This window comes from Allomuricauda sp. NFXS6 (genome assembly GCF_040148835.1).
In the GTDB taxonomy this organism is placed as follows: Bacteria; Bacteroidota; Bacteroidia; order Flavobacteriales; family Flavobacteriaceae; genus Flagellimonas.
Window position 1 is genome coordinate 62,247 of sequence record NZ_JAGEMG010000011.1, and the last position, 24,083, is coordinate 86,329.

Here is a 24,083-nt window from a genome sequence, read left to right on the forward strand (position 1 = left end):
AGACAACTCTAAGGTATAATTAATTTCTTAGATGGATTAAAAAAGATATTGACAAATGTCAATTATTTGTTCATAGAAAGATGGTGTTTTTCCAAGCCAGATTTCAACCATTCCTCATACGTTTCAACGTCAACATATTGCACGGCTTCGTTCAAAATTTCCAAGTTTGGAGAGAGCAGCACATAATACGGTTGTGACGCCGCATTAAAATTGATGGTTTGGAATGTCCCCCATTTTTGACCAATGGTCTCAATGGCTTTTATGCGTCCAGAATCATATTTAAAGTCGAACTGTTCCGATTCCGGCAATTCCTTTCTGTCATCCACATAAAGGGAAATCAAAACGTAGTCCTCTTTAAGTATGGGGTACACATTTGGGTCGCTCCAGACGTTTTCCTCCATCTTTCTGCAATTTACACAGGCCCAGCCCGTAAAATCCAGCAAAATAGGTTTGTTCACTTCTTGTGCGTAGGCTACGCCTTCTTCAAAATCCTTGAAGCAGTCCAAACCTAAGGGACAATCGCTTTCCGTTTCCACAACACTGTAAAAGCTTGGTGGTGGAAATCCACTAAGTAGTTTTAAGTTACTGATATTGAAAAGTCCCAGAATCAAATAAATCGTAAAAGCCAAGCTTACTATTCCTGTTAATTTTCTGGCAGGTGAAAGATTCTTTTTAGGTCCATCATGTGGAAACCTAAAGATTCCGAACAAGTATAAGGTCATCAAAATGAAGAGCACGACCCAAATACCTACAAATATTTCTCTTTTAAAAACGCCCCAATTACCTACTAAATCGGCATTGGAAAGGAACTTAAAGGCCAAGGCCAGTTCCAAAAAGCCAAGTACCACTTTAACCGTGGTCATCCATCCGCCGGATTTTGGCAAGGAATTCAACCAAGCAGGGAACATAGCAAATAGTGCAAATGGCAAAGCCAAGGCCAAACCAAAGCCAACCATACCAGAAGTTAAATTAGTGGCTACGTTGCCTTCAGCGAGGGTTGTACTTCCCAACAAGCCGCCCAATATGGGCCCTGTACAAGAGAATGATACAATCGCCAAGGTCAACGCCATAAAAAAGATACCGAGCCCCCCTCCTACTTTGGACGAGGCGGAATCCATCTTGTTGGCCCAAGAACTGGGCAATGTCAGTTCGTAATAACCGAAAAACGAAAAGGCAAAGAATACAAAAATGATAAAGAAGAACACATTGAGCCAGATGTTCGTGGCAATAGTGTTCAATATTTGTGAGTCCACCGAATTGAACAAATGGAACGGTAAACTCAACAAGAAATAGATCAAAACGATAAAGAACCCGTAAAGCAAGGCATTTGCAACGCCTTTGGATTTATTTTGCGTCTGTTTGGTGAAAAAGGAAACTGTCAACGGAATCATAGGAAACACACAGGGCGTCAACAAGGCGATTAGGCCGCCAATGAAACCCAAACCGAAAATCACCCAGAGGTTTGACTTTCCTTCGGAATCGGTGATTTCGTTTTGATTTAGTAATTGTTTGTTTTTTAAATCTACCTTTAGTGATGCTCCCAAGGCCGAACTTCGTTCATCCAAGGTTGTTTCCTCGGCCACAAAACCGCTCCCATCCAAGGAAATTTGAAAATACTCATCAACGGGAAGGCATACTTCCTTGCATATTTGATAAAATAGGTTTACCGAGATTTGGTTGACTTCAGGATTTAGCAACTTAATTCTCTGGGTGAAGATGGCTTCGCCTTTGAAAAAGGTTTCTTCCACCTCAAAAATATCGCTATACTCTTTTATAGTTTCACTTTCTTCTGTTTCACCAATAAGTTCGTAGTCTTCACCAGCTTTTTCAAAAGTAAATTCACTAGGGAGAGAACCTCCTTCGGCAGTATATTGCGAATACACATGCCAGCCGTCCATTATTTTACCCTTGAACACCAATTCGTATTCGGTATCGGACAGTTTATGTACTTCGTGGCTCCAAATCGCAGGATTTTCATCTGTTTGGGCAAATGCGGTTAAATTGATGAAGAATAATCCTAAAAAGAGTACCAATAATCTCATATCAGTTGCGTGATCTTTAATATTTGTCGGGTCGAATCCTCAACCTTGAATCGTTCGTCGGCCCTTTTGCCCACAACCCAAACAATTTTGTTGTCCGAGCAGAGCAGCCATTGTTTTTCTTTGGAAAACAAGTCTATTTTTTCATCCTTGAAAAATTTGGACAACTTTTTTTTGCCTTGCATCCCAAAGGGATAAAAATAGTCGCCTTTTTCCCAATTCCTTAACGCTAAAGGGAACATTAACTTTTCCTTATCCAAAAATACGACATTTTTCGCCTGTTCATCTATGGCATCAACAAGTTCCAACTTTAATTGTACGGGCAATTCATTGTGACATTTATCCCAGTGAACAGGATAGGTTCCATTTGGCTGGGATTCGATTTTTGAAAGAATGAGGCAATCCCTATCCTTCAACAATCTATGGGTTTTGGAAAACACTTGTTTACCGCTCTCAGCGGTCAATAAACCAGCTACATCGTTCCACTCCGTAAAACCATAACCTTGGAACAATCCGTACAAGTAAGATTCCAAAGGCTGCAACTGTTCCAGTTCTGAAATGGCCATTTTAATGTTACCATCCCTTGACTTGAACAATTTGGATTTCACCTCATTTAAGTGATTGGTGACCAAATCGTTGGTCTGCTGTAAATGGTTTTGAGTATTCAAGAAATTTTGTAGAAAAGTTGGATGCAATTCCTTTAAGGGAGGTACAAGTTGATGACGAATCTTGTTCCGAAGGTATTTGGAACTGGCATTGCTACTATCTTCTCGCCAGGCAATACCTTCCGATTCTGCATACTCCAAAATCTCACTTCGGGAAAAGGGCAGCAATGGCCGAACCACTTGCCCGTTCACCTCGGGAATTCCAGACAGTCCATCGATTCCTGTCCCTCGGGATAAATTGATCAGGAAAGTTTCCAGGTTATCATCCGCGTGGTGGGCCGTTAACACATAATCAAAACCTTTGGCAAGCAAAAGTTCATCAAACCATTGATAGCGCAGTTTCCTGGCTGCCATTTGAACGGACAAACGTTGTTTTTCGGCATACTGCTCGGTTTCAAATTGTTTCACAAAGACTTGAATCCCGAATTTAAAGGCCAATTGCCTCACAAAATCTTCATCTCCATCACTTTCACCACCACGAAGTTTAAAATTGCAATGGGCCAAAACGATGTTCAAGTTGGTCGCCTCGCACAAATGCATCAACACAACACTGTCCAAACCTCCACTACAGGCCAATAACAGCTTCTTTCCTTTTAAAAAAGAGATCTCCTGATCAATGTGCTCTTTGAACTTTGGGAACATAGCGCGAATTTACAAATAAACCTTAGCCTTGTATCTGTGTTAAACTGATATTATGTTACTTGGTTATTTTGTTGTTGTATTGTTGGCATTTGAGTTGGAACTTGCAGTAGACAGTTTAAAGTAGGCAGTATGCTGTATATGAATAAATTAGTCGGAAGCACGAAGCCCGATGTCAGAAGTCCAATCCTGGTTTCGGGTTTCAGGTTTCGGGTTTCGGGTTGTTGAATGATCCAGTTCTTGTATCTTGGTTCTTGAACTTGCACTTGATTCGAGAAATTAGTGAAATTCGCGTCCAACCCTTTACCTTTTCGCCCAAAAAAGGTTATAGACTGTTCCTTCGACTGCGCTCAGGATGACAGTTCGAAATAAGTGGTATTCGTGATGATTTGTGCTATTCGTGTCTGCCGTGGAGGGGTCATTGGAGATTGATGCTCTAGGCAGTAAGCAGTGGCAGTAAGCAGTAACTCAATAACTTCATAACTCCGAACTTGTTCTTGAACTTGATGCTTAAACTTAATTCTAGCAATTGGTGAAATTCGTGTCAGACCGTCATTCCGAACTTGATTCGGAATCCCATACGAGTCCGAAGTCAATCGGCAGTTGCAGTACGCAGTCGGCAGTAACTCAATAACTTTGTAACTCTGAACTCCTAATTTCAAAAGTCTGTTCCTGTATCCAACAGCGCAGCGGTCTTGGTTCCTTCCCTATTTTTCCCTTTCCTCCAAAACGGTCCGCATAGCTTTAGCTTTTAGCAAACATTCTTGGTATTCCCTTTCCGGGTCGGATTTTGCTGTAATGGCACTTCCCACGGAAAAGGATACATATTTTTTAGTGGCATTGTACAAAATACTCCTAATGACCACATTGAAATCAAAATTACCGTTTGGTGCAAAATAACCTACGGCCCCACTGTACAAACCGCGTTTGGTTTCCTCCAATTGCTCAATAATGTTCATTGCAGATATTTTTGGGGCACCAGTCATACTGCCCATAGGAAAGGTTTCCTTTATCAATTCCAATGGATTTTTATCAGAAGAAACCTTTGAAACTATGGTGGAAATCAATTGATGTACCTGCTTGAAAGTGTACAGTTTGCAGAGTTCCTCTACCTTAACAGAGCCCTTTAAAGCACTTTTGGACAAATCGTTGCGGACCAAATCGGTGATCATAATATTTTCGGAACGCTCCTTCTTGTCCTGAGACAGTCCCTTTTTGATTTTTTCATCTTCAAATTCATCCTTCCCACGAGCTGCGGTACCCTTAATGGGTTGGGAAATCACTTTTTGGCCCATTTTTTTGATGTATCGTTCCGGTGAAGCGCACATTAAGTACCTATCATCCAATCTAGCAAAGGCTGCAAAAGGTGGTTCGGATATACCATTCAGTTTTTCATAGGTCTCCCAAGGGTCGATGGATACCTCTTCCACATAAAATTCTTGACAAAAATTGGCCTCGTAAATATCCCCGCGATGAATATGCTCCAAAAAACGATGGGCTTTCTCAAAATAAGCATCCTTGTGGATGCGCATCTTAATTTTGATGGGGTCGCTCTGCTTGGTAGAAGATTTTCCTTGTTGACCATTGGTTATTTTCTCATAATCGATTTCAATTTCATCAGCAAAAGCATCCAAATACTTAAAATGAAGTTGTCCATCATCAATAATTATAATTTTATTGGGCCTGTAGAACTGAAGTATCGGAAATCCTAGAGCATCAAAATTATTGGAACTTAAATCTTCCAGTTCATTTTTAAAATCATAGGAAAAATAACCGAACAACCAATCCCGTTCTTGCTCCACAAAGGATTGAAGCTCATCCAAACCATTCAACTCTTGAGATGCCACAACAGCCAAGCAAGCATCAAAACTGGAATATTGGTCACGGTGTAAGTTACTGTCCAACCAAACCACATTCCTATATGCTTTAGCCCATTGTAGTAAAGCTTTTTTACTTTGTGAAGTGGAATTTATACGAAAGGAACGCTGTGTCCGCAATACGTGTTTATTTTAAAGAGTTCAAGAAATATTCCAAGGCCTTTTGATGTTCCTTTTTCAAACCTTTATCCAAAATGCCCGTATCGGTAAAGGTATCATAAAAAGAGGGTAGGGAAAAAGTAGCTACTACCTCGGCTCCGAACCTGGGCAGCATAACTTCAACAACCGCCATAGCACCTTTTGCTCCCCTTTTACCTCCAGAAGTGGACATCAACAAAAGCTTGGTACCCTCCAAAAAGTTTCGATCCAATCGCGAGAGCCAGTCCAGCACATTTTTAAAATAGGCCGATGGATTTCCGTTATGCTCGTTAACCGATAAAATTAGTCCCTCCGCTTTGTTGATTTTTGCTTTCAGCCCAACCAAAGATTCCGAAAACCCATTTTCCTTTTCATGGTCTTCACTATACATCGGAAAAGGGTGTTCCGCCATATTTAGGGTCTGGACATCATGATCTTGCAACATTGAAGTAGTGAGTTGCACCAATCTAAAATTGATGGAAGTGGAAGAATTGCTCCCGGCAAATGCCAAAATTGCGGCCATAGCGTAAAATGATCGATTGTTTCGCTAAAATACCCCGATTGTGGCAGACATGCGACTATTTTGTATATTTTTGACGCGCAGAACATCCAAACTACCTGCTAAACAAGTATATAGGGTGATTATGAACCAAATGACTGCCAAGAACAACAGGCTATTTTTTATTGATGCTATGCGGGCGTGGGCCATTCTGATGATGCTCCAAGGGCATTTTATAGATGGTTTGTTGGATCCTGTTTTTAGGGATTCCAGCAACACCATTTACAATGTTTGGCTTTATTTTCGTGGGATTACGGCACCTGTATTTTTTACCGTTTCCGGGTTTATCTTTACTTATTTATTGATACGGGTTCCTCAAAACGGTTTGGAAAATCCAAGGGTTTCCAAAGGAATTCGTCGCGGACTTCAGTTGGTTGCCATCGGTTATTTGCTGCGGTTGAATCTGGGTGGCATCTTTAAGGGTGAGATTTACAGTTCATTTTATTTAGTGGACGTCCTCCATTGCATCGGACTTTCCATATTGGGCTTAATTACTCTTTATTTACTTACCGCCAAACGAAAAAAGTATGTGTTTCCGCTGGTGCTTATGAGCATCACTTTTTTGCTCTTTTTATTTGAACCACTATACAAACAATGGTCCTTTTCGTTTTTGCCAAACGCTCTTGCAAATTACTTTAGCAAATCCAACGGTTCGGTATTTACAATAATTCCTTGGTTTGGCTACGCTGCCATAGGAGCCTTCATCTCCGTGCTTTTTACAAGGTTTAAAGACTACAAGTATCTTTACCCTGCTGCCATTTCCTTAGCAATTATAACTGGAATAGGGCTTTGTTACTTTTCGTCTCCGACATTTTTGTTTTTCCACGAACTGACTGGAATCGAATTATTCAAAATGATTCAAGACAACAATTACCTGTTTATCCGATTGGGGAATGTTTTTGTAGTATTTGCCGTGTTTATGATACTTCGCCAATTAATGACGAACAAAACGGTTTTAAAAATCGGGGCGAATACACTATCCATTTATGTGATTCACTTTATTATTTTGTACGGAAGTTTCACTGGCTTGGGACTGTACAGGTTCTTCAATTACTCCCTTTCTCCAGAAATTGTGATTCCGGGCGCTGTATTTTTCATGATTGCCTGCACATTCCTATCTCTCCAATACAACAAATACGAAGCAAACATCAAATCTCAAATGGCTTTGGGCGTTTCTTATGTACAAATCCAACTCTTTGAGTTGAAAGAAATTTCCATTCCTATACTACGGGAGGTTTTCAATAGGGCCCGACTTTTCCTAAGGCGCATATTGCGCACTGTTAGAAGCTAAAAAAGCATCCAACCTTACGATTGAATGCTTTGTAGTTGTCTAAAAATGATTGAAACACGTCATTCTGAATTCCTGCCTACCGGCAGGCAAGGTATTTCAGAACCTCATTGTACTTGTAAGCGATGATTATGGGAACCTGAGTTCTCGATACTTTTCTTAAAGGAAAAACTCGAACTGACGAATTTTTTTATATGCTTGTCAAAAAGTAAATTAAACATGCAAGGCCCTGTCATCTGTGGCAGCTAATGCAGCTTCCTTAACAGCTTCCGCAAAGGTAGGGTGTGCGTGGCTCATACGCGAAATATCCTCGGCCGATGCCCTAAATTCCATTGCAGTCACGCCTTCAGCAATTAAATCGGCGCATCTCGCACCTATCATGTGTACTCCCAATACCTCATCCGTGTTCTTATCGGCAAGAATTTTCACAAAACCATCAATATCCATACTGGCTCGGGCTCTACCCAGGGCACGCATAGGAAACTGACCTGATTTGTACTCGACACCTTCTTCCTTCAATTGCTCTTCTGTTTTACCTACAGCCGCAACTTCTGGCCAAGTGTAAACTACTCCAGGAATCAGGTTGTAATCGATATGTGGTTTTTGACCTGCCAATATTTCAGCGACCATAGTGCCCTCTTCCTCAGCTTTATGTGCCAACATAGCTCCTTTTACCACATCACCAATAGCATAAATGTTGGAAACATTGGTCTGTAAGTGCTCATTTACCTCTATTCTACCCCTTTCATCCAATTTTACTCCAGCAGCTTCGGCATTTAATCCTTCGGTATAAGGCTTACGGCCCACACTTACCAAGCAGTAGTCACCTGTAATGGTCACTTCCTTGTCTTTTTTGTCATCGGCTTTCACAATTACCTCATCACCTTTACGCTCCACAGATTTAACTTTGTGGGATAGGTTGAACTTCACCTTTTGCTTTTTCATCACCTTAGTGAGTTCTTTGGACAAAGCGCCATCCATTCCCGGGATAATTCGGTCCATATACTCCACAACGGTTACATCTGCACCCAGGCGTTTGTATACCTGACCCAATTCCAATCCAATTACACCACCTCCGATAACGATCAAGTGCTTTGGAATTTCCTTAAGTTTCAAGGCTTCCGTGGAAGTGATCACACGTTCTTTATCAATATCAATAAATGGCAGAGACGAAGGTTTAGAACCCGTGGCTATGATAATGTTCTTAGCTTCAATGGTTTCTTCTCCTTCTTCTTTTGCAATATTGATGTGCGTGGCATCCTTGAAACTCCCAACTCCGTGATAGACATCGATTTTGTTTTTGCTCATCAAAAACTCGATACCCTTGGTGGTTTGGTCAACCACGCCTTGTTTACGGGCAATCATTTGCTCCAAGTTTACTTTTACTTCTCCCGGAATATCGATACCGTGCTCCTCGAAGTGCTTTACGGCATCTTCGTAATGGTGCGAGGAGTCCAAAAGTGCTTTGGATGGGATACAGCCTACGTTAAGGCAAGTACCTCCTAAAGTGGAATACTTTTCTATTATTGCCGTTTTCATTCCCAGTTGGGCACATCGAATGGCTGCTACATAGCCTCCAGGTCCAGAGCCAATAATAGCTACATCATATTGATTCATATTATATTATTTGTAAGGATAATTGCTAAAAGATTTGTTTTTTAAAAACAACCGTAAAAATACAAATGTTTTTCGGGACAGTATCAATGTATTATGTTGGATTGTTCGATGGTTGGATGGTTTGGGGTTTAGGGTTTGGTTTTAATGGCGAAGGTTAAAAAGGAAAAGATTCTCACATCTCATATCTAATTCTAGATTCTTCGATTATTATTCATTGTCGACTGTTAATGGATAATTGTTCATTGTTCATTGTTCATTGTTCATTGTTCACTGCTTCGACACGAATAGCTCGAACATTTTTTTCTTGAGCTTGAAATTTGTCGACTGCATACTGCCCACTGATTTCTGACTTCTAAATATGCACCGAAGGACTATTCTTCACTTCATTAATCACAAAAGAGCTTTGCGTGTTGCCGATATTGGCGATGGCGGTGAGCTTGGTCACCATAAACTCCCGGTAACTTTTCATGTCCTCAACAAATATTTTCAAAATATAATCGTAATCCCCACCTACATGAAAGCATTCGGAGACTTCTTGAAGCTGTAATACCTCGCGTTCAAATTTTAGAACGTTCTCCTTGGTATGCTGTACCAACCGTATTTGGCAGAGCACCATAAAATCGCGCCCAACTTTTTCTTTGTCCACCAAAGCAGCATATTGAGTAATTACCCCATTACGTTCCAGACGACGAATTCTCTCATAGACCGCAGTTTTGGACAAATGCAAAGCATCTGCATACTGCTTTGTTGTCTTTTTGCAATCTTCTTGGAGCAATCTCAGCAGCTCAATGTCCACTTTATCCAGTTTCATACCGACGATTTTTCTAACTATAAAGGCTAAATTCCAATTTTATGGAACAATTACCTAATTATTTTATTATTTAGGACAAATATTCCTTATTCAAATATATCTATTGATTTTGGGTCTATCAATTTATATTTTTACTAAAAACGGTACATTATGGACTATAAAGCATCAGAACACATTCAAGACCTTCAATATTTTGGTGAATTCGGAGGTGTAAACCCCTCTATATCAGATTCATCAACTTACACTTTTCTTTCTGCAAAAACCATGTTCGATACTTTTGAAGGGAATACCGAAGGCTGCTACCTATACAGCCGTCACTCCTCCCCTTCCAACCTATATTTGGGCGAAGCCATGGCACAACTGGAAGGAACGGAAGCTGCCAATGTTTACGCCAGCGGGATGGGCGCCATTACTGCTGTTATACTTCAACTCTGCGATTCGGGTGACCATATTGTTTGTAGTAGAACCATTTACGGGGGTACCTACGCCTTCTTGAAGAACTTCGTGAAAAAGTTCCATATTGATGTTTACTTTGTAGATATTACCGATTTGGAAACGGTCGAGAAATCCATCACCCCAAAAACCAAAATGATCTACTGCGAGGCTATCAGCAATCCGCTCTTGGAAATTGCTGATATCCCTTCGCTATCCAAAATTGCTAAAAAGAACGAGATGCCATTGGTCGTCGATAACACCTTTTCTCCTTTGACGATAAATGCGGCACAATTGGGAGCCGATATTGTAGTGCACAGCCTTACCAAATTCATCAACGGTAGTAGTGATTGTGTTGCTGGAGCGGTTTGTGGAACAACAGATTTTTGTCTCAGTTTAAAAGATGTGAACAACGGTGCTGGAATGCTCTTGGGAAGTACTTTGGACAGTTTGCGGGCCGCTTCAATCCTTAAGAATATGCGAACACTGCATATCCGTATTAAAAAACATAGCGAAAATGCCCATTACTTGGCCAAACAATTTGAGAAAGACGGTTTAAAAGTGGTATACCCCGGTTTGGAAAGTCATTCTGGCCATGACTTGATGAAATCCCAGATGAACCGCGAATATGGCTTTGGCGGCATGCTCACTCTAGATGTTGGTTCCGTAGAAAGGGCCAATGCTTTAATGGAACTTATGCAAAAAGAAAAACTGGGCTATTTAGCAGTAAGCCTTGGTTTCTATAAAACCTTGTTCAGCGCTTCTGGAACTTCAACCTCTTCCGAAATTCCAGAGGAAGAACAAAAAGAACTGGGTCTTTCCCAAGGACTTATCCGTTTTTCAATCGGATTGGACAACGATATCCATAAAACATACATCACCATGCGTGAGTGTATGGACAAGCTAGGTATTTTATCTCCCGATGCAAGTTTGGCCTAAGAAGTAAACCAACGTTGTTTGCACAACATAGTGCAAAATCGTAATATTACCTTCTAACAAACTCAGACCAAATGCCGGACAGAAAGAAAAAACCAAAGTTTAGGGAAAATGAAAATATTGTAGAAAATAAAAATTTGACCATAGCGGAGGCATTGATTCCGGTGCTTGCACTGGTCGCCATGTTGGCATATAATGTTTATGTCTTTGGAGATGAAGCACTAAGCGGTTCCAACCAATTTATTTTGTTGATGGGCGGTGCCGTGGCCGCAATCGTAGGTATTTTCAATAAGGTTTCCTATAAAAGAATGATTGCCGAAGTAGCGGAGAATGTTCGGTCCACTACGGGAGCTTTGCTCATTTTGTTGATGGTCGGCGCACTTTCGGGCACTTGGTTGGTCAGCGGTATTATTCCCGCGATGATCTACTACGGTCTTCAAATTTTGAATCCCACTATATTTTTGGCCGCCAGTGTCATTATTTCTGCGATTATCTCTATTGCTACCGGAAGTAGCTGGACCACGGCTGCGACTGTTGGTATTGCACTTATAGGTATTGGCGATGCGTTGGGCATTTCATTGGGCATGACGGCCGGCGCTGTACTCTCAGGAGCCTATTTTGGAGATAAGATGTCCCCTTTGAGCGATACTACCAACTTGGCCCCCGCAATGGCTGGTGGGGATTTGTTTTCACACATTCGCTATATGACCTACACTACGGTTCCGACCATCGTAGTGACTTTGATTGTTTTCATCATTCTTGGATTTACGATTGATACCTCAGGAGTTGCCGATACAAGTTCACTACTAGAAAATATTGGCTCCACCTTCAATATAAATGGATGGTTGTTCTTGGTACCATTGGTTGTAATTGCTTTGATCGTAAAAAAGGCCCCGCCATTAATGGCGCTTTTGATTGGTACGCTGTTAGGTGGTGTTTTTGCGCTTATTTTTCAGCCAGACATTGTGGCCAACATCGGTGGAGGCGCAGCCTTAAATTTTGAAACAGGTTACAAAGGAATCCTAAACGCTATAACGATTGATACATCAATTGCCACGGACGACCCTGCACTTAACGATCTTTTCTCCTCGGGAGGAATGTCCGGCATGCTAGGCACCATTTGGTTAATAGTCTGCGCCATGGTATTTGGAGGCATTATGGATGGCATCGGTGCTCTGGAGCGTATCACTGAATCTCTTCTAAAATTGGCCAAGACTACCTTTGGGTTGTTCGCCAGTACAGTTGGTAGCTGTTTGGCATTGAACGTAACTGCATCTGACCAATATTTGGCCATCGTAGTTCCTGGTAAAATGTTTTCCAAAGCTTATGAAGAACGTGGATTGGCCCCAGAAAACCTAAGTAGGACTTTGGAAGATTCAGGTACGGTAACTTCCGTATTGGTGCCTTGGAACACCTGTGGAGCCTACCACAGCAGTGTTTTGGGTGTAGGTGTTGGGGAATATGCACTATATGCTATCTTTAACTGGCTCAGTCCGTTTATGACATTGCTTTTTGCTGCATTCCGAATCAAGATCAAGCAATTGGCCACAACAACGGCTGAATAATTTTTAGGAACCACAACCAATCATCACACCCTGTCTCTTCGAGCGCAGTCGAGAAGTTATGGGACACTTAGATTTTTAAGTTAGGTCTCGACTGCGCTCGACCTGACAACTTTTGTCTATTAGATTGATTCGTTCACTAAGATAAATTTTCATTCCGTTTTTTTTTATTAAACCTGATTCTTTGCAGAGTTCTCAATTTTGATGGCTCAAATTTGTCACTACCTTAATATTGATGGTGCTTTTTTACGACATAGTCACGACTTATTAGACCATAAGAAAAAGTAATTTCCGAGCTGGCAAAAGCCGTCAAACCGCACTATTTTTGCTACTCGAATTCTAAAAAAATCCAATAAATGACATTAGTAGGAAGAAAATTTCCAAACATTGAAGTAAACGCCATTGACGAGTTGGGCGATACGTTCAAAATCAACATTTTAGAGAAAGCCAAAGCCGAAAACAAAAAAGTTTTGTTGTTCTGGTACCCAAAAGACTTCACTTTTGTTTGCCCTACGGAGCTTTTTGCTTTTCAACAAAACTTAAGTGAGTTCGAAAAAAGAAATACCATTGTTATTGGAGCTTCTTGCGATACTGCCGAAGTACATTTTGCTTGGTTGAGTACCGAAAAAGACAACGGTGGAATCGAAGGTGTATCCTATCCTCTTGTTTCTGACAGTAACAGAAACTTGGCAACCGCCTTGGGCATTTTGGATATTATGAAAGAAGACTACAACGAAGAGACCAACTCTGTTGTGGTAGAAGGAGACAATGTAACTTACAGAGCTACGTATTTGATTGATGAAGAAGGAACCGTATTCCACGAAAGCATCAACCATATGCCATTGGGAAGAAACGTAAAAGAATTTTTGCGTTTGGTGGATGCCTTCACCCACGTGCAGGAAAAAGGTGAGGTTTGCCCAGCCAACTGGGAAGAAGGAAAAGAAGCGATGAATGCTGATAGAGCAGGTGTTTCTGAGTATTTGGCCAATCACGTAAACTAAGCACTATGATCGTAGAATTGGATAAAGACAATTTAAACGAGGTCATTGCCGAAAATGACAATGTAGTGGTGCAGTACAGCGCATCCTGGTGTGGTAACTGCAGGATTATGAAGCCGAAGTTCAAAAAAGAAGCCTCTTTGAACGAGAACATAACCTTTGTGATGGTCGACGCCGAAAAATTCCCGGAATCCAGAAAATTGGCCAACGTGGACAACTTGCCCACCTTCGCTGCTTTTTCCAAAGGATCTCTGAAGAATCAGGTGCAGACCAATAAGTATGATGTTTTAAAAGACTTGATCAATGAAGTTGCCCATAATTAAACAACTGGTCAATTTTGCAGAAGAGCACGATGAGGACTATTTGCAGGAAACTGCCGATACACTTGAAAGTGTTTGTGAGGTTTCCAGTTTAAAAGATGAGGAACTGGATATGATCGGGGAGTTGATCTCCAATATTTATGGAGCCTTGGAAGTATCCGGAGAAATCAAGAATGGAACTCCAAAAAAAGAAGCACTCAACGGTTTTATGTCAAGGGTGCTTGGCTCAATAGACAAGTAACGGACATTGTAACAAACATTGAAATAAGAACCTTCCCGTAACAGACTTCGGGAAGGTTTTTTTAGTATTTTTGATTCCAAATCAAAACAACTACTATGGCAACTGTAACACTAAAAGGAAATGAAATTCATACACTTGGCAACCTTCCGGGAAATGGTTCCCAAGCACCTAGCTTTACTTTGGTGAAAAACGACCTGTCCACTACCTCCCTTTCTGATTATAAGGGTCAAAAAGTGGTTCTCAATATATTTCCAAGTATAGATACGGGCACCTGTGCCCAATCCGTGCGTCAATTCAACCAAGAAGCGGCAGAATTGAGCAACACCAAGATTTTGTGCATTTCTAAAGATTTGCCTTTCGCTCAGGCCCGCTTTTGTGGTGCTGAAGGAATCGATCAAGTAGAGACGCTATCCGACTTTAGAGATGGCAACTTTGGAAAATCCTATAAGGTGGAATTTACCGATGGACCGTTGCAAGGTTTGCTATCACGATCCGTAGTGGTGGTCGACGAAAATGGTGAAGTAGTCTATTCCGAACAAGTGTCGGAAACTGTGGATGAACCTAACTATAAAGCCGCCCTTGAAGCATTGATGGATGCCTAAGGAATCTTTTTTACGGAACAGGATCAAAAGTGTGGGATATGCCCTAAAGGGCATGTTTCTTTTATTACGGACCGAGTCCAGTATCAAGATTCAGTTCTTTATCGCATTGATTGTTACCGCCTTCGGCTTTTATTTTGAAATTTCTAATACCGAATGGATTCTCCAACTGTTGGCTATTGGTTTGGTCATGGGAGTGGAAGGTGTGAATACCTCCATTGAAAAAATATGCGACTATATTCAACCCAATTTAGACCCCAAAATCGGTTTGATAAAAGATATTTCCGCAGGAGCCGTTATGATAGTATCGGTCTTGGCAAGCATTGTTGGTTTGATCATTTACGTGCCCAAAATCTTTTAGTAAAATCCAAGACCCCGAGTAGCAACGTAAATTTGTAACTTAGCCCCGCTTAAAATTGATTGATGGCCAAAAAAAGAACAAAATCCAAATCAAAAAAAACCAGCACTACTGCTAAGAAGAAGGTGTCTTTTAAACCTTCCAAGCAGAACAAGATTATTTTTGGCAGCCTTTTGATTGTTCTCAGCATCGCACTTTTCTTCTCTTTTATGTCATTTTATTTTACGTGGCAGGAGGATCAAAGTATGTTGTCCCAATTTGCCGACCGCAATGCAGAAGCCAGCAACCTCCTGAACAAATTCGGAGCCAATGTAAGTCACTTTTTTATGTACAAAGGCTTTGGCTTAGCATCTTTTGTGTTTCCGCTCCTATTGGCAGTCACCGGACTTTATTTATTTCTTGGGTTGCATGGAAAACGATTGATCTCCAAATGGATTTGGGGCTTGGTCGGAGTCATTTGGGGCTCCATTGCCCTAGGTTTCTTTGCTGTTGATTTCCCACTATTGGGTGGACTCATCGGTTATGAAATGAACGATTTTCTTCAGGATTACACAGGCAAAATCGGGGTGTTCTTGATTCTTATATTTGTTTTGATGGTCATTTTGGTGCAATTGTTCAACTTTACACCCGAAGGCTTTGCCAATTTCTTCCGTAGGCAAAAACAAAAAATCAAATCGGACTTTAATGAAGATTCAGCATCATCAACCACGCTACAATCTACTTTGGATGACCAAGAAGGAAGCATTGAGCTGACCACCGAAGATAACGTTCCCGAAAAAGTAGACACCTATACCCATAAAAAAGATATTCCTCCTTTGGATGAAGCGGGACTGGATGTCAACATTCCCGAAGAAGAGGAATCCGATATTGCCCTAAAGGTTGAGGAAACTCCGATTGAGGAAGAAGAAACTGACGCCAAAGCTGCGAAACTTGTGGAAGACTTTGGTGAGTTCGACCCCAAATTGGAATTGGGCAACTATAAATTTCCCACTTTGGACTTACTCGAGTCGCACGGGGCATCTGGCGGAATTACCATCAACCAAGAAGAGCTTGAGGAAAACAAAAATCGAATTGTAAGTACCCTCAAAAATTATAAAATCGGGATTGCCCAGATCAAAGCGACCATTGGTCCTACGGTAACGCTGTACGAAATTGTTCCCGAAGCGGGTATCCGAATTTCCAAAATCAAAAACTTGGAAGACGACATTGCCTTGTCATTGGCAGCTTTGGGTATCCGAATCATTGCCCCTATTCCAGGAAAAGGAACGGTGGGAATCGAGGTGCCAAATAAAAACGCGACAGTAGTTTCCATGCGTTCGGTAATCGCTTCCAATAAATTCCAAAAAGCGGAAATGGAACTGCCCATCGCTTTCGGAAAAACCATTAGCAACGAGACTTTTGTAGTAGATCTGGCCAAAATGCCACATATGCTTATGGCCGGTGCCACGGGTCAAGGTAAATCCGTAGGGTTGAATGCGGTCATTACCTCCCTACTTTACAAGAAACATCCGGCAGAGGTTAAATTCATTTTGGTGGATCCCAAAAAGGTGGAATTGACCCTGTACAACAAGATTGAGCGTCATTTCTTGGCCAAACTCCCCGATTCCGAAGAAGCCATAATTACCGATAACACAAAGGTAATCAATACTTTGAATTCGCTTTGTATTGAAATGGACAATCGCTACGAGCTGCTCAAGTCAGCCATGGTGAGGAACGTTAAAGAGTACAACACCAAGTTCAAGGCCAGAAAACTGAATCCGAACGATGGGCACAAATTCTTGCCCTACATTGTCTTGGTAATCGATGAGTTTGCCGACCTCATCATGACCGCGGGCAAGGAGGTTGAAACGCCGATCGCCAGATTGGCACAATTGGCACGTGCCATCGGTATTCACTTGATCATTGCGACCCAAAGACCCTCGGTGAATGTAATCACAGGAATCATCAAGGCCAACTTCCCCGCAAGAATAGCATTTAGGGTAACTTCAAAAATTGATTCCAGAACCATTTTGGACGCCCAAGGCGCCGATCAGCTTATCGGTCGCGGGGATATGCTCTACACACAAGGAAATGATGTTACAAGGCTGCAATGTGCCTTTGTGGATACACCAGAAGTTGCCAAGATCACCGATTATATTGGTTCGCAACGCGCCTACCCCGAAGCACACGAACTACCAGAGTATGTGGGAGAAGAATCTGGCACAAGTCTTGATAATGATATCGCGGAAAGGGATGCCATGTTCAGAGATGCGGCAGAAGTGATTGTAACCGCACAACAAGGTTCCGCCTCTTTGATTCAACGAAAATTAAAATTGGGATACAACAGAGCGGGTAGAATTATAGACCAATTGGAGGCCGCAGGAATTGTAGGACCATTTGAAGGAAGCAAAGCAAGACAGGTTTTGGTTCCCGATATGTATTCTTTGGAACAACTATTAGAAAATGAAGCAAAATAAGATCATGATCAAGAAAAGTATTCTTTTAATAACATTGTTTGTCGCTGGACTTTTTTCCTACGGACAAAACTCAGATAAAGCCAAAGCACTTTTGGATGAAGTGTACAACAAGGTGCAGAGCTACGACAATATTTATATTGATTTTCAATCCACTTTGGAAAACACAGAGGCCAACCTCAAACAGGAAACCAACGGAAACGTAACTTTGGATGGTGAAAAATACCTGTTGAACTATTTTGGAGCCACACAATTGTATGATGGCAACAAAGTATACACCGTGGTTCCAGAAAACGAAGAAGTGACCATTGAGGACGTTAACGAGGACAACGACAATGTAAGCCCATCCAAAATGTTGACTTTTTATAAAACGGGACACAACTACCAATGGGATATTCTTCAAAACGTGGGCGGAAGAAAAATACAATTCGTAAAGTTGATTCCGATTGATTCCAACACCGAAATCAAATCCGTGCTTTTAGGAATTGATTCCGAAACAAAACATATATACAAACTGATTCAAACGGGAAACAACGGTACCAAAACCATCATTACCGTTAATTCTTTCAAAACCAATCAGCCCATATCAAGTACTCTGTTTACCTTTGACGAGAAAAAATACGAGGATAAAGGATACTATATCATAAGAAATTAGGCATTGAAAATACTTGATCAGTATATACTAAGAAGATTTCTATACAACTTCTTCAGTTCCTTTTTCATTCTGATCGTCATATTCATTTTTCAGGGAATATGGCTGTTCATTGATGATTTAGCGGGAAAAGGACTGGGCATAGTCATTATTGGCAAGTTTATTTTCTACTTTATCCCAACCTTGGTGGACAAGGTATTACCGCTCACGGTGCTCCTCTCCTCCATTCTTACCTTTGGTACATTTGCGGAAAACTATGAGTTCGCTGCCATGAAAGCTTCCGGTATATCGCTTCAGCGGGGGATGCGCAGTTTAATTGTTTTTGTACTGTTCTTAGGGGTGGTCACTTTCTTTTTTGCAAATGATGTGATTCCGAAGTCCGAGCAAAAAATGTTCAACCTTAGGCGAAATATTGCTAAAGTAAAACCAGCCGCCGCCATAACCGAAGGCGTTTTCAGTGATTTTGAAGGCACCGGTGAGGGAATGAACATAAAAGTGGACAAGAAGTATGGGGAACAAGACCGATTCTTGGATAACGTCATCATCCACAAAAAAACCAACCAGAACATCAACAATACCGTAATCAAGGCCAAAACCGGGGAGTTGATCAGTAGTGAGGAATCGGATATCATCCAATTGGTACTGAAAGATGGGCACTATTACGAGGAAATTGTGAAAAAGGATGCAAAGGAGAAACGAAAACAACCTTTTGCAAAATCTAATTTCGATACCTACACCATCAATATTGATATTTCTGAACTCAATGACCAAGATCTGGAGGAAGACCAGAATATCACCACCAATAAAATGAAAAATGTAGGACGACTCATCAAAGATATCGACTCCCTTCGCGAAAACAATCTTGAAAAAGTTGCCGCATTTTCAAAAAACGTCGTCAACCGAATGGGCGCATTTCCGCTAAAAATCCCGCAAGATACTACCAGACAAAACTTAGAGCTGATTGAACCGGAATCTGTGGAAAAAGAAACCCAATTGGATTCCATTGAAACCATCGATCAATTTGTAGGTGAGCTGGAGCAGTGGGAACAGATTCAGGTGATGAAAAAAGCATTGAACGATGTTTCCAGTATCCTATCTACCGTGACCTCTAAAAAGAAAGAACTGCAAAGCAGATACAAGTTTTACAACAGCCATATCCTATCGCTCCATCAAAAATATGCACTGGCCCTTTCGTGCATAATTTTATTTTTTGTGGGAGCACCATTGGGCGCCATCATCCGAAAGGGAGGTTTGGGATTGCCCATGGTGGTCGCTATTATCTTATTTTTGACTTATTACTTTTTAGGCGTTTTTGCTGGCAACTACGCCAAGGAAGGGAACATTCATCCCGCTATCGGAGCTTGGCTGCCCACTATGATCATGCTCCCCTTGGGCATATCGCTTACCAGAAGGGCCACGGCGGATAAGGGATTAGTAGGATTTGGTCATTTTATAGACCGTATTAAATTATTATTTAAAAAGAAAGATAACGAAGCTGAGGAAAAGAATAAATTAGATTTTGATAAAATTGGTGACAAAAATACCATACAAAATCTCGAGTCCTATGATAATAAAAAGTTGATGGACATTGTTAAAAATTTTAAACAATATGATTTTGACTCATCTTATAGAAATACGGCTATTTCTATTCTAGAAAAAAGGGGGGTCAGCATTGAGGAGTTGAGATTAAAAGGAACTCTAAAGAATCTAGCCTACGAAAGGGCTGAAGAACTATATCAAGGTTTTAAATCAGATTCCAAAATTGCATTTGTCCTATACTTTTTAGCTATAATTTTTGTGCCACTTTCCAGTTTAATATTGCCAGATTCAAAAGTGGGGGACATATTATATATAGTTCTTTCCAACTTATTTATTCTAGGGTATTTGATTTATATTATCAAATCTGGAATTCAATATTCAAACCTCTACAAATTAATCAATAAGGATGGGCAATTTAACCCTATAATAGCATTCATCCTTGGAGCATTAATTTATTTTTTCTTCTACTTTTACGTAAAAAAATCGTTGAGAGAAGACATGAAACTAATCCGATAAAATGTCTTTAAATTCAAGTAACATACAACTAAACGCCATAGAAGAAGCCATTGCCGATATTAGGGATGGCAAGGTTATTATTGTGGTGGATGATGAGAACAGGGAGAACGAAGGTGATTTTTTGGCCGCTGCCGAGCTGATAACCCCAGAGACCATCAATTTTATGGCCATGCACGGTCGAGGTCTTATATGCGCTCCCCTAACCGAAGGGCGCTGTAAAGATTTGGGACTCCATAAAATGGTGAACCACAATACAGACCCTTTGGAGACCGCATTTACCGTATCCGTGGATTTAAGAGGTAAAGGGGTAACCACAGGAATATCCGCTGGAGACCGTGCCAAAACAGTACTTGCGCTCACCAACAAAGAAACCAAACCCCACGAATTGGCCAGACCCGGCCATATTTTCCCTTTGATTGCCAAAGAAGGTGGTGTTTTGCGCCGAACCGGACATACCGAAGCAGCAATTGATTTTGCCCGACTGGCGGGATTGGAACCTGCGGGCGTTATCGTGGAGATCATGAACGAAGATGGTTCCATGGCACGATTGCCCCAATTGTTGGAAGTTGCGAAGAAATTCGACATTAAAATTGTTTCCATAGAGGATTTGATCGCCTACCGAATGGAACACGATAGCTTGATCGAACTCAAAGAAGCGTTTACGATAAACACAAGATTTGGCCAATTTAGGTTGAGGGCCTACCAACAAACCACCAACGACCAAGTTCATATTGCCTTGTTGAAAGGAAACTGGAAAGCTGGGGAACCAGTGTTGACCCGAATCAACTCCACTTTGGTGAACAACGATATTTTGGGAACTTTGACCAATAATCCGGATGAAGGTTTGCAGCGCATGTTCGACGTACTGAACAAAGCGGAAAAAAGCGCTATGATCTTTATAAATCAAGGTAACCAATCCAAGAATTTGTTAAGTAGATTGTCAGAATTCAAAAAAATTCAAGGTCAAGGAGTCACCAAAGCCCCAAAAATTGAAATGGACAATAAGGACTTCGGCATTGGAGCGCAAATTCTTCACGACATCAACATTTCCAAGATTCGGTTGTTGACGAATTCAGGTCAAACCCGACGTGTGGGCATGGTGGGTTACGGTCTTGAGATTGTGGAGTATGTGAACTACTAATCAACAATTGCAAGTTCAAGAATCAAATTCAAGTGCAATTTGTGTCAATTGTCATTCTTGCGAAGGCAGGAATCCAAAACTTCAACTTGATTCCGAACTTTTTCGGAATCTCACAAGTTGTGAGAACCTGAAACAAACCGATAGTTATCGGAACAGGGAATCATGCAGCCCTTCGACTACGTTCAGGGTGACAGCTCAGAATGACAAACAAAGCGTATGCTGGTCATTCGTGAAATTCGTGTCAAATCAATGACCAATTCACAATAAACAATGGTCAATTCCAATAAGCCAACCAGCAAGCAATCCAACCATCGAATAATCAAAGCTCCAACCTTCACCTTTCATCCAACATTCCAACATTCCAATAATCGAATATTGTTGACTGTCAATTGTTAACTGTCAATTGAAAATCCCGCATCAACCCAAACTGGGCACCCATCAACCCAGAGGAGGTGTTCATAAGATCGTGCCGACAAAACTCCCCTAAACTTGCCATCTTGCTTATCGTAGACAATAAAAAATATGTTATGAAACATCTACTTTACAAATTTGGAATAGGAATGTTGGCCGTGGCTTTGGTATGGTCCTGCAGTAAGAACGACGGGGCGAGCACTCCTCCCAAACCAGAACCCACCAACACTGCCCCTACCATAAGCGCCCAAGGTTTTGAAGTGCCCGAGAACATTACCGACGCGGACGAAATAGGTACCGTGGCCGCCTCAGACAGCGACGAAGGCGATGTGTTGACCTTCAGCATTGCCGAAAACGAACTCTTTGAAATTACCGAAGCGGGCTCTTTGAGCCTAAAGACCGGAAAGTCCCTCAACTTTGAGGCAAAGTCCAATTACGAAGTAAACGTAACCGTTACAGACAGCGAGGGCGAGACTGCGAGTGCCACGATAACCATTACAGTATTTGACGTGGCAGAGGCTAACCCCGATGACCCCACAGCTTTTGTGACCGTTTGGCAGACCGATATGGCCAACGAGACCATTTATATTGGACTGGTCTCTCATTATTATTATAATTTCACAATAAACTGGGGTGATGGCACCGTAGAGGAAATAAGTTCAGCTAATAATAATTTTATAACTCATGAATATGCTGAAGCAGGTGAGCACACTGTGGCCATAATAGGAGATTTCCCCGCTATTTGGATGGAGGTATTAGGTCTTTTAAACCTTGACCCAGCCCCCAAAGCAGGTTATGGCCTTGTGGGTATTGAGCAATGGGGCGACATTCAATGGAAATCAATGAATTATGCTTTTATGAATGCTACAATGTTGGAAAACTATTATGCAACAGATATTCCTGACCTTTCAAATGTACCCAATATGCGTAAAATGTTTATGGGCGCTAGTTCGTTTAACGGTGATCTTAGTGAATGGGATGTTAGCTCTGTAACCGATATGTATGGAATGTTTGAAGGTGCCAGTTCGTTCAACGGTGATTTGAGTAGTTGGGACGTAAGTGCAGTCAACACAATGTCCAGTATGTTTAAAGATGCCAGTTCGTTCAACGGTGATTTGAGCGGTTGGGACGTAAGTGAAGTGACGCATATGAACAGTATGTTTAATGGTGCCAGTTCGTTCAACGGTGACATTGGTAGTTGGGACGTAAGTGCGGTGACCAATATGAACAATATGTTTGAAAATGCCACTTCGTTCAATCGTAATCTTAGTGGTTGGAACGTAAGTACAGTCCACTTTATGACAAAAATGTTTCAAAATGCGGATGCTTTTGTTGGAAATGGACTGAACAGTTGGAATGTGGAGAACGTATTTCGTATGAACAATATGTTTGAAAATGCCACTTCTTTCAATGGAGACCTTAGTGGTTGGAACGTAAGCTCTGTGGAGACTATGAGTGGAATGTTTATGAATGCCACCTCATTCAACAGTAATATCAGTGGTTGGACTACGGACAAGGTAACCGATATGCGCGATATGTTCAATGGCGCCACTTCCTTCAATGGAGACCTTAGTGGTTGGAACGTGAGCTCTGTGGAGACTATGAGTGGAATGTTTATTAATGCCACCTCATTCAATAGTAATATCAGTGGTTGGAATATAGAAAATGTTAAAGATACATCAGTAATGCTATGGGGTGCAACCAGTTTTAATCAGAACCTTGGCAATTGGGACATAGGAAATATTGATAACTTAAACGAAGATGGTATGTCCGCTATGTTTGATAATTCAGGTATGGATCCACAGACCAGCATGACCCAGACCCTGCAGGGTTGGGGAAATTTTATCGAGAACAATGGTGGACCTCAGAACATTTTATTAGGGTTAGATGGACAGGAGTTCTGTATTGGGTCACTTGCCGAATCAGAAATAAACTGGTTGGAGAACATTGCAGGATGGTCTGTAACAGGGGAAAGCTACATAAATTGCCCATAACCAATAAAGTACAAACAAATTAAAGCAACCAAGTTATTCCCCCGAAATTTGACTACAATATCATCTTTCGGTTGCAGTTTATTCCGTGTGGTTGCTGAGCTTAGTAGAAGCACGAAAACGGAATCCACAACTGTCATTCTGAAGGAGTGCAACGACTGAAGAACCTCTTTCACAAGTTCAAGAACAAGAACCAAGTGCAAATCCAAAGATTCTTCGCACCCCTTTCTACTACGTTCAGGGTGACAGCTCAGAATGACAAACAAAGCGTATGCTGGTCATTCGTGAAATTCGTGTCAAA

The 24,083-nt window shown here is 41.3% G+C and carries 18 protein-coding genes and 1 pseudogene; 13 read left to right on the forward strand and 6 right to left on the reverse strand.

What is annotated here, in order from left to right:
* Window positions 1-62: 62 nt before the first annotated feature.
* The 4 genes from J4E06_RS15270 to J4E06_RS15285 form a co-directional block, all read right to left on the reverse strand.
* Window positions 63-2,042, reverse strand: coding sequence for a protein-disulfide reductase DsbD family protein (locus J4E06_RS15270; RefSeq protein ID WP_349524848.1), 1,980 nt, complete (start codon window positions 2,040-2,042; stop codon window positions 63-65).
* A complete protein-coding gene (gene tilS, locus J4E06_RS15275; protein WP_349524849.1) occupies window positions 2,039-3,346 on the reverse strand; it encodes a tRNA lysidine(34) synthetase TilS in 1,308 nt (435 codons plus the stop codon). Before tilS ends, J4E06_RS15270 begins: the two co-directional genes overlap by 4 nt.
* A gap of 704 nt (window positions 3,347-4,050) precedes the next feature.
* Window positions 4,051-5,340 (reverse strand): anthranilate synthase component I family protein, encoded by a 1,290-nt coding sequence (locus J4E06_RS15280; RefSeq protein WP_349524850.1) that lies wholly within the window; start codon window positions 5,338-5,340, stop codon window positions 4,051-4,053.
* 7 nt (window positions 5,341-5,347) lie between these two features.
* The gene (locus J4E06_RS15285; protein ID WP_349524851.1) at window positions 5,348-5,881 is read right to left on the reverse strand and encodes an NADPH-dependent FMN reductase; all 534 of its coding nucleotides are present in this window, start codon (window positions 5,879-5,881) and stop codon (window positions 5,348-5,350) included.
* A gap of 121 nt (window positions 5,882-6,002) precedes the next feature.
* Between J4E06_RS15285 and J4E06_RS15290 the strand changes: the two genes are divergently transcribed.
* Window positions 6,003-7,208, forward strand: a complete 1,206-nt coding sequence (locus J4E06_RS15290; protein WP_502877354.1) for an acyltransferase family protein — start codon at window positions 6,003-6,005, stop codon at window positions 7,206-7,208.
* Window positions 7,209-7,418: 210 nt separating this feature from the next.
* On the opposite strand, the gene lpdA is transcribed toward J4E06_RS15290, so the two are convergent.
* Window positions 7,419-8,822: a dihydrolipoyl dehydrogenase gene (gene lpdA / locus J4E06_RS15295; protein WP_349524852.1), complete on the reverse strand. Its 1,404-nt coding sequence runs from the start codon at window positions 8,820-8,822 to the stop codon at window positions 7,419-7,421.
* Between the two features lie 352 nt (window positions 8,823-9,174).
* Window positions 9,175-9,633: an Lrp/AsnC family transcriptional regulator gene (locus J4E06_RS15300; RefSeq protein WP_349524853.1), complete on the reverse strand. Its 459-nt coding sequence runs from the start codon at window positions 9,631-9,633 to the stop codon at window positions 9,175-9,177.
* Window positions 9,634-9,783: 150 nt separating this feature from the next.
* On the opposite strand from J4E06_RS15300, the gene J4E06_RS15305 reads away from it, so the two are divergent.
* The 12 genes and pseudogenes from J4E06_RS15305 to J4E06_RS15360 all read left to right on the forward strand — a co-directional run bounded on the left by J4E06_RS15305 (window position 9,784) and on the right by J4E06_RS15360 (window position 23,785).
* Window positions 9,784-11,004 (forward strand): aminotransferase class I/II-fold pyridoxal phosphate-dependent enzyme, encoded by a 1,221-nt coding sequence (locus J4E06_RS15305; RefSeq protein ID WP_349524854.1) that lies wholly within the window; start codon window positions 9,784-9,786, stop codon window positions 11,002-11,004.
* Window positions 11,005-11,075: 71 nt separating this feature from the next.
* A complete protein-coding gene (nhaC, locus tag J4E06_RS15310) occupies window positions 11,076-12,566 on the forward strand; it encodes a Na+/H+ antiporter NhaC (protein WP_349524855.1) in 1,491 nt (496 codons plus the stop codon).
* Window positions 12,567-12,919: 353 nt separating this feature from the next.
* Window positions 12,920-13,564 (forward strand): peroxiredoxin, encoded by a 645-nt coding sequence (locus J4E06_RS15315; protein ID WP_349524856.1) that lies wholly within the window; start codon window positions 12,920-12,922, stop codon window positions 13,562-13,564.
* A gap of 5 nt (window positions 13,565-13,569) precedes the next feature.
* Window positions 13,570-13,884: a thioredoxin family protein gene (locus tag J4E06_RS15320; RefSeq protein ID WP_349524857.1), complete on the forward strand. Its 315-nt coding sequence runs from the start codon at window positions 13,570-13,572 to the stop codon at window positions 13,882-13,884.
* The gene (locus tag J4E06_RS15325; RefSeq protein WP_127136767.1) at window positions 13,865-14,122 is read left to right on the forward strand and encodes a DUF6952 family protein; all 258 of its coding nucleotides are present in this window, start codon (window positions 13,865-13,867) and stop codon (window positions 14,120-14,122) included. Before J4E06_RS15320 ends, J4E06_RS15325 begins: the two co-directional genes overlap by 20 nt.
* Before the next feature lie 95 nt (window positions 14,123-14,217).
* Entirely contained in the window at window positions 14,218-14,724 is a 507-nt protein-coding gene (tpx, locus tag J4E06_RS15330; protein WP_349524858.1) for a thiol peroxidase, read from the forward strand.
* Window positions 14,717-15,082, forward strand: coding sequence for a diacylglycerol kinase family protein (locus J4E06_RS15335; protein WP_349524859.1), 366 nt, complete (start codon window positions 14,717-14,719; stop codon window positions 15,080-15,082). Before tpx ends, J4E06_RS15335 begins: the two co-directional genes overlap by 8 nt.
* Window positions 15,083-15,144: 62 nt before the next feature.
* Window positions 15,145-17,535 (forward strand): DNA translocase FtsK, encoded by a 2,391-nt coding sequence (locus J4E06_RS15340; protein WP_349524860.1) that lies wholly within the window; start codon window positions 15,145-15,147, stop codon window positions 17,533-17,535.
* Window positions 17,522-18,187 carry an outer membrane lipoprotein periplasmic chaperone LolA1 gene (lolA1, locus tag J4E06_RS15345; protein WP_502877355.1) on the forward strand — a complete coding sequence of 222 codons (666 nt, stop codon included), beginning with the start codon at window positions 17,522-17,524 and terminating at the stop codon, window positions 18,185-18,187. Before J4E06_RS15340 ends, lolA1 begins: the two co-directional genes overlap by 14 nt.
* Before the next feature lie 3 nt (window positions 18,188-18,190).
* Window positions 18,191-19,669: pseudogene (locus J4E06_RS15350) on the forward strand (LptF/LptG family permease); the annotation flags it as partial.
* 571 nt (window positions 19,670-20,240) lie between these two features.
* Entirely contained in the window at window positions 20,241-21,380 is a 1,140-nt protein-coding gene (gene ribB / locus J4E06_RS15355; protein ID WP_349524861.1) for a 3,4-dihydroxy-2-butanone-4-phosphate synthase, read from the forward strand.
* Between the two features lie 527 nt (window positions 21,381-21,907).
* Complete coding sequence (locus J4E06_RS15360) at window positions 21,908-23,785, forward strand: BspA family leucine-rich repeat surface protein (protein WP_349524862.1); 1,878 nt, start codon at window positions 21,908-21,910, stop codon at window positions 23,783-23,785.
* The last annotated feature ends 298 nt before the right edge of the window (window positions 23,786-24,083 follow it).

Bases quoted from the DNA above. Each gene is read 5' to 3' on its own strand.
- ribB (WP_349524861.1), top strand. From the start codon at position 20,241: ATGTCTTTAAATTCAAGTAACATACAACTAAACGCCATAGAAGAAGCC.
- J4E06_RS15360 (WP_349524862.1), top strand. From the start codon at position 21,908: ATGAAACATCTACTTTACAAATTTGGAATAGGAATGTTGGCCGTGGCT.
- J4E06_RS15270 (WP_349524848.1), bottom strand. From the start codon at position 2,042: ATGAGATTATTGGTACTCTTTTTAGGATTATTCTTCATCAATTTAACC.
- nhaC (WP_349524855.1), top strand. From the start codon at position 11,076: ATGCCGGACAGAAAGAAAAAACCAAAGTTTAGGGAAAATGAAAATATT.
- tpx (WP_349524858.1), top strand. From the start codon at position 14,218: ATGGCAACTGTAACACTAAAAGGAAATGAAATTCATACACTTGGCAAC.
- tilS (WP_349524849.1), bottom strand. From the start codon at position 3,346: ATGTTCCCAAAGTTCAAAGAGCACATTGATCAGGAGATCTCTTTTTTA.
- J4E06_RS15335 (WP_349524859.1), top strand. From the start codon at position 14,717: ATGCCTAAGGAATCTTTTTTACGGAACAGGATCAAAAGTGTGGGATAT.
- J4E06_RS15300 (WP_349524853.1), bottom strand. From the start codon at position 9,633: ATGAAACTGGATAAAGTGGACATTGAGCTGCTGAGATTGCTCCAAGAA.
- J4E06_RS15315 (WP_349524856.1), top strand. From the start codon at position 12,920: ATGACATTAGTAGGAAGAAAATTTCCAAACATTGAAGTAAACGCCATT.
- J4E06_RS15325 (WP_127136767.1), top strand. From the start codon at position 13,865: ATGAAGTTGCCCATAATTAAACAACTGGTCAATTTTGCAGAAGAGCAC.
- J4E06_RS15340 (WP_349524860.1), top strand. From the start codon at position 15,145: ATGGCCAAAAAAAGAACAAAATCCAAATCAAAAAAAACCAGCACTACT.
- J4E06_RS15320 (WP_349524857.1), top strand. From the start codon at position 13,570: ATGATCGTAGAATTGGATAAAGACAATTTAAACGAGGTCATTGCCGAA.
- lolA1 (WP_502877355.1), top strand. From the start codon at position 17,522: ATGAAGCAAAATAAGATCATGATCAAGAAAAGTATTCTTTTAATAACA.
- J4E06_RS15290 (WP_502877354.1), top strand. From the start codon at position 6,003: ATGAACCAAATGACTGCCAAGAACAACAGGCTATTTTTTATTGATGCT.
- J4E06_RS15285 (WP_349524851.1), bottom strand. From the start codon at position 5,881: ATGGCCGCAATTTTGGCATTTGCCGGGAGCAATTCTTCCACTTCCATC.
- J4E06_RS15305 (WP_349524854.1), top strand. From the start codon at position 9,784: ATGGACTATAAAGCATCAGAACACATTCAAGACCTTCAATATTTTGGT.
- lpdA (WP_349524852.1), bottom strand. From the start codon at position 8,822: ATGAATCAATATGATGTAGCTATTATTGGCTCTGGACCTGGAGGCTAT.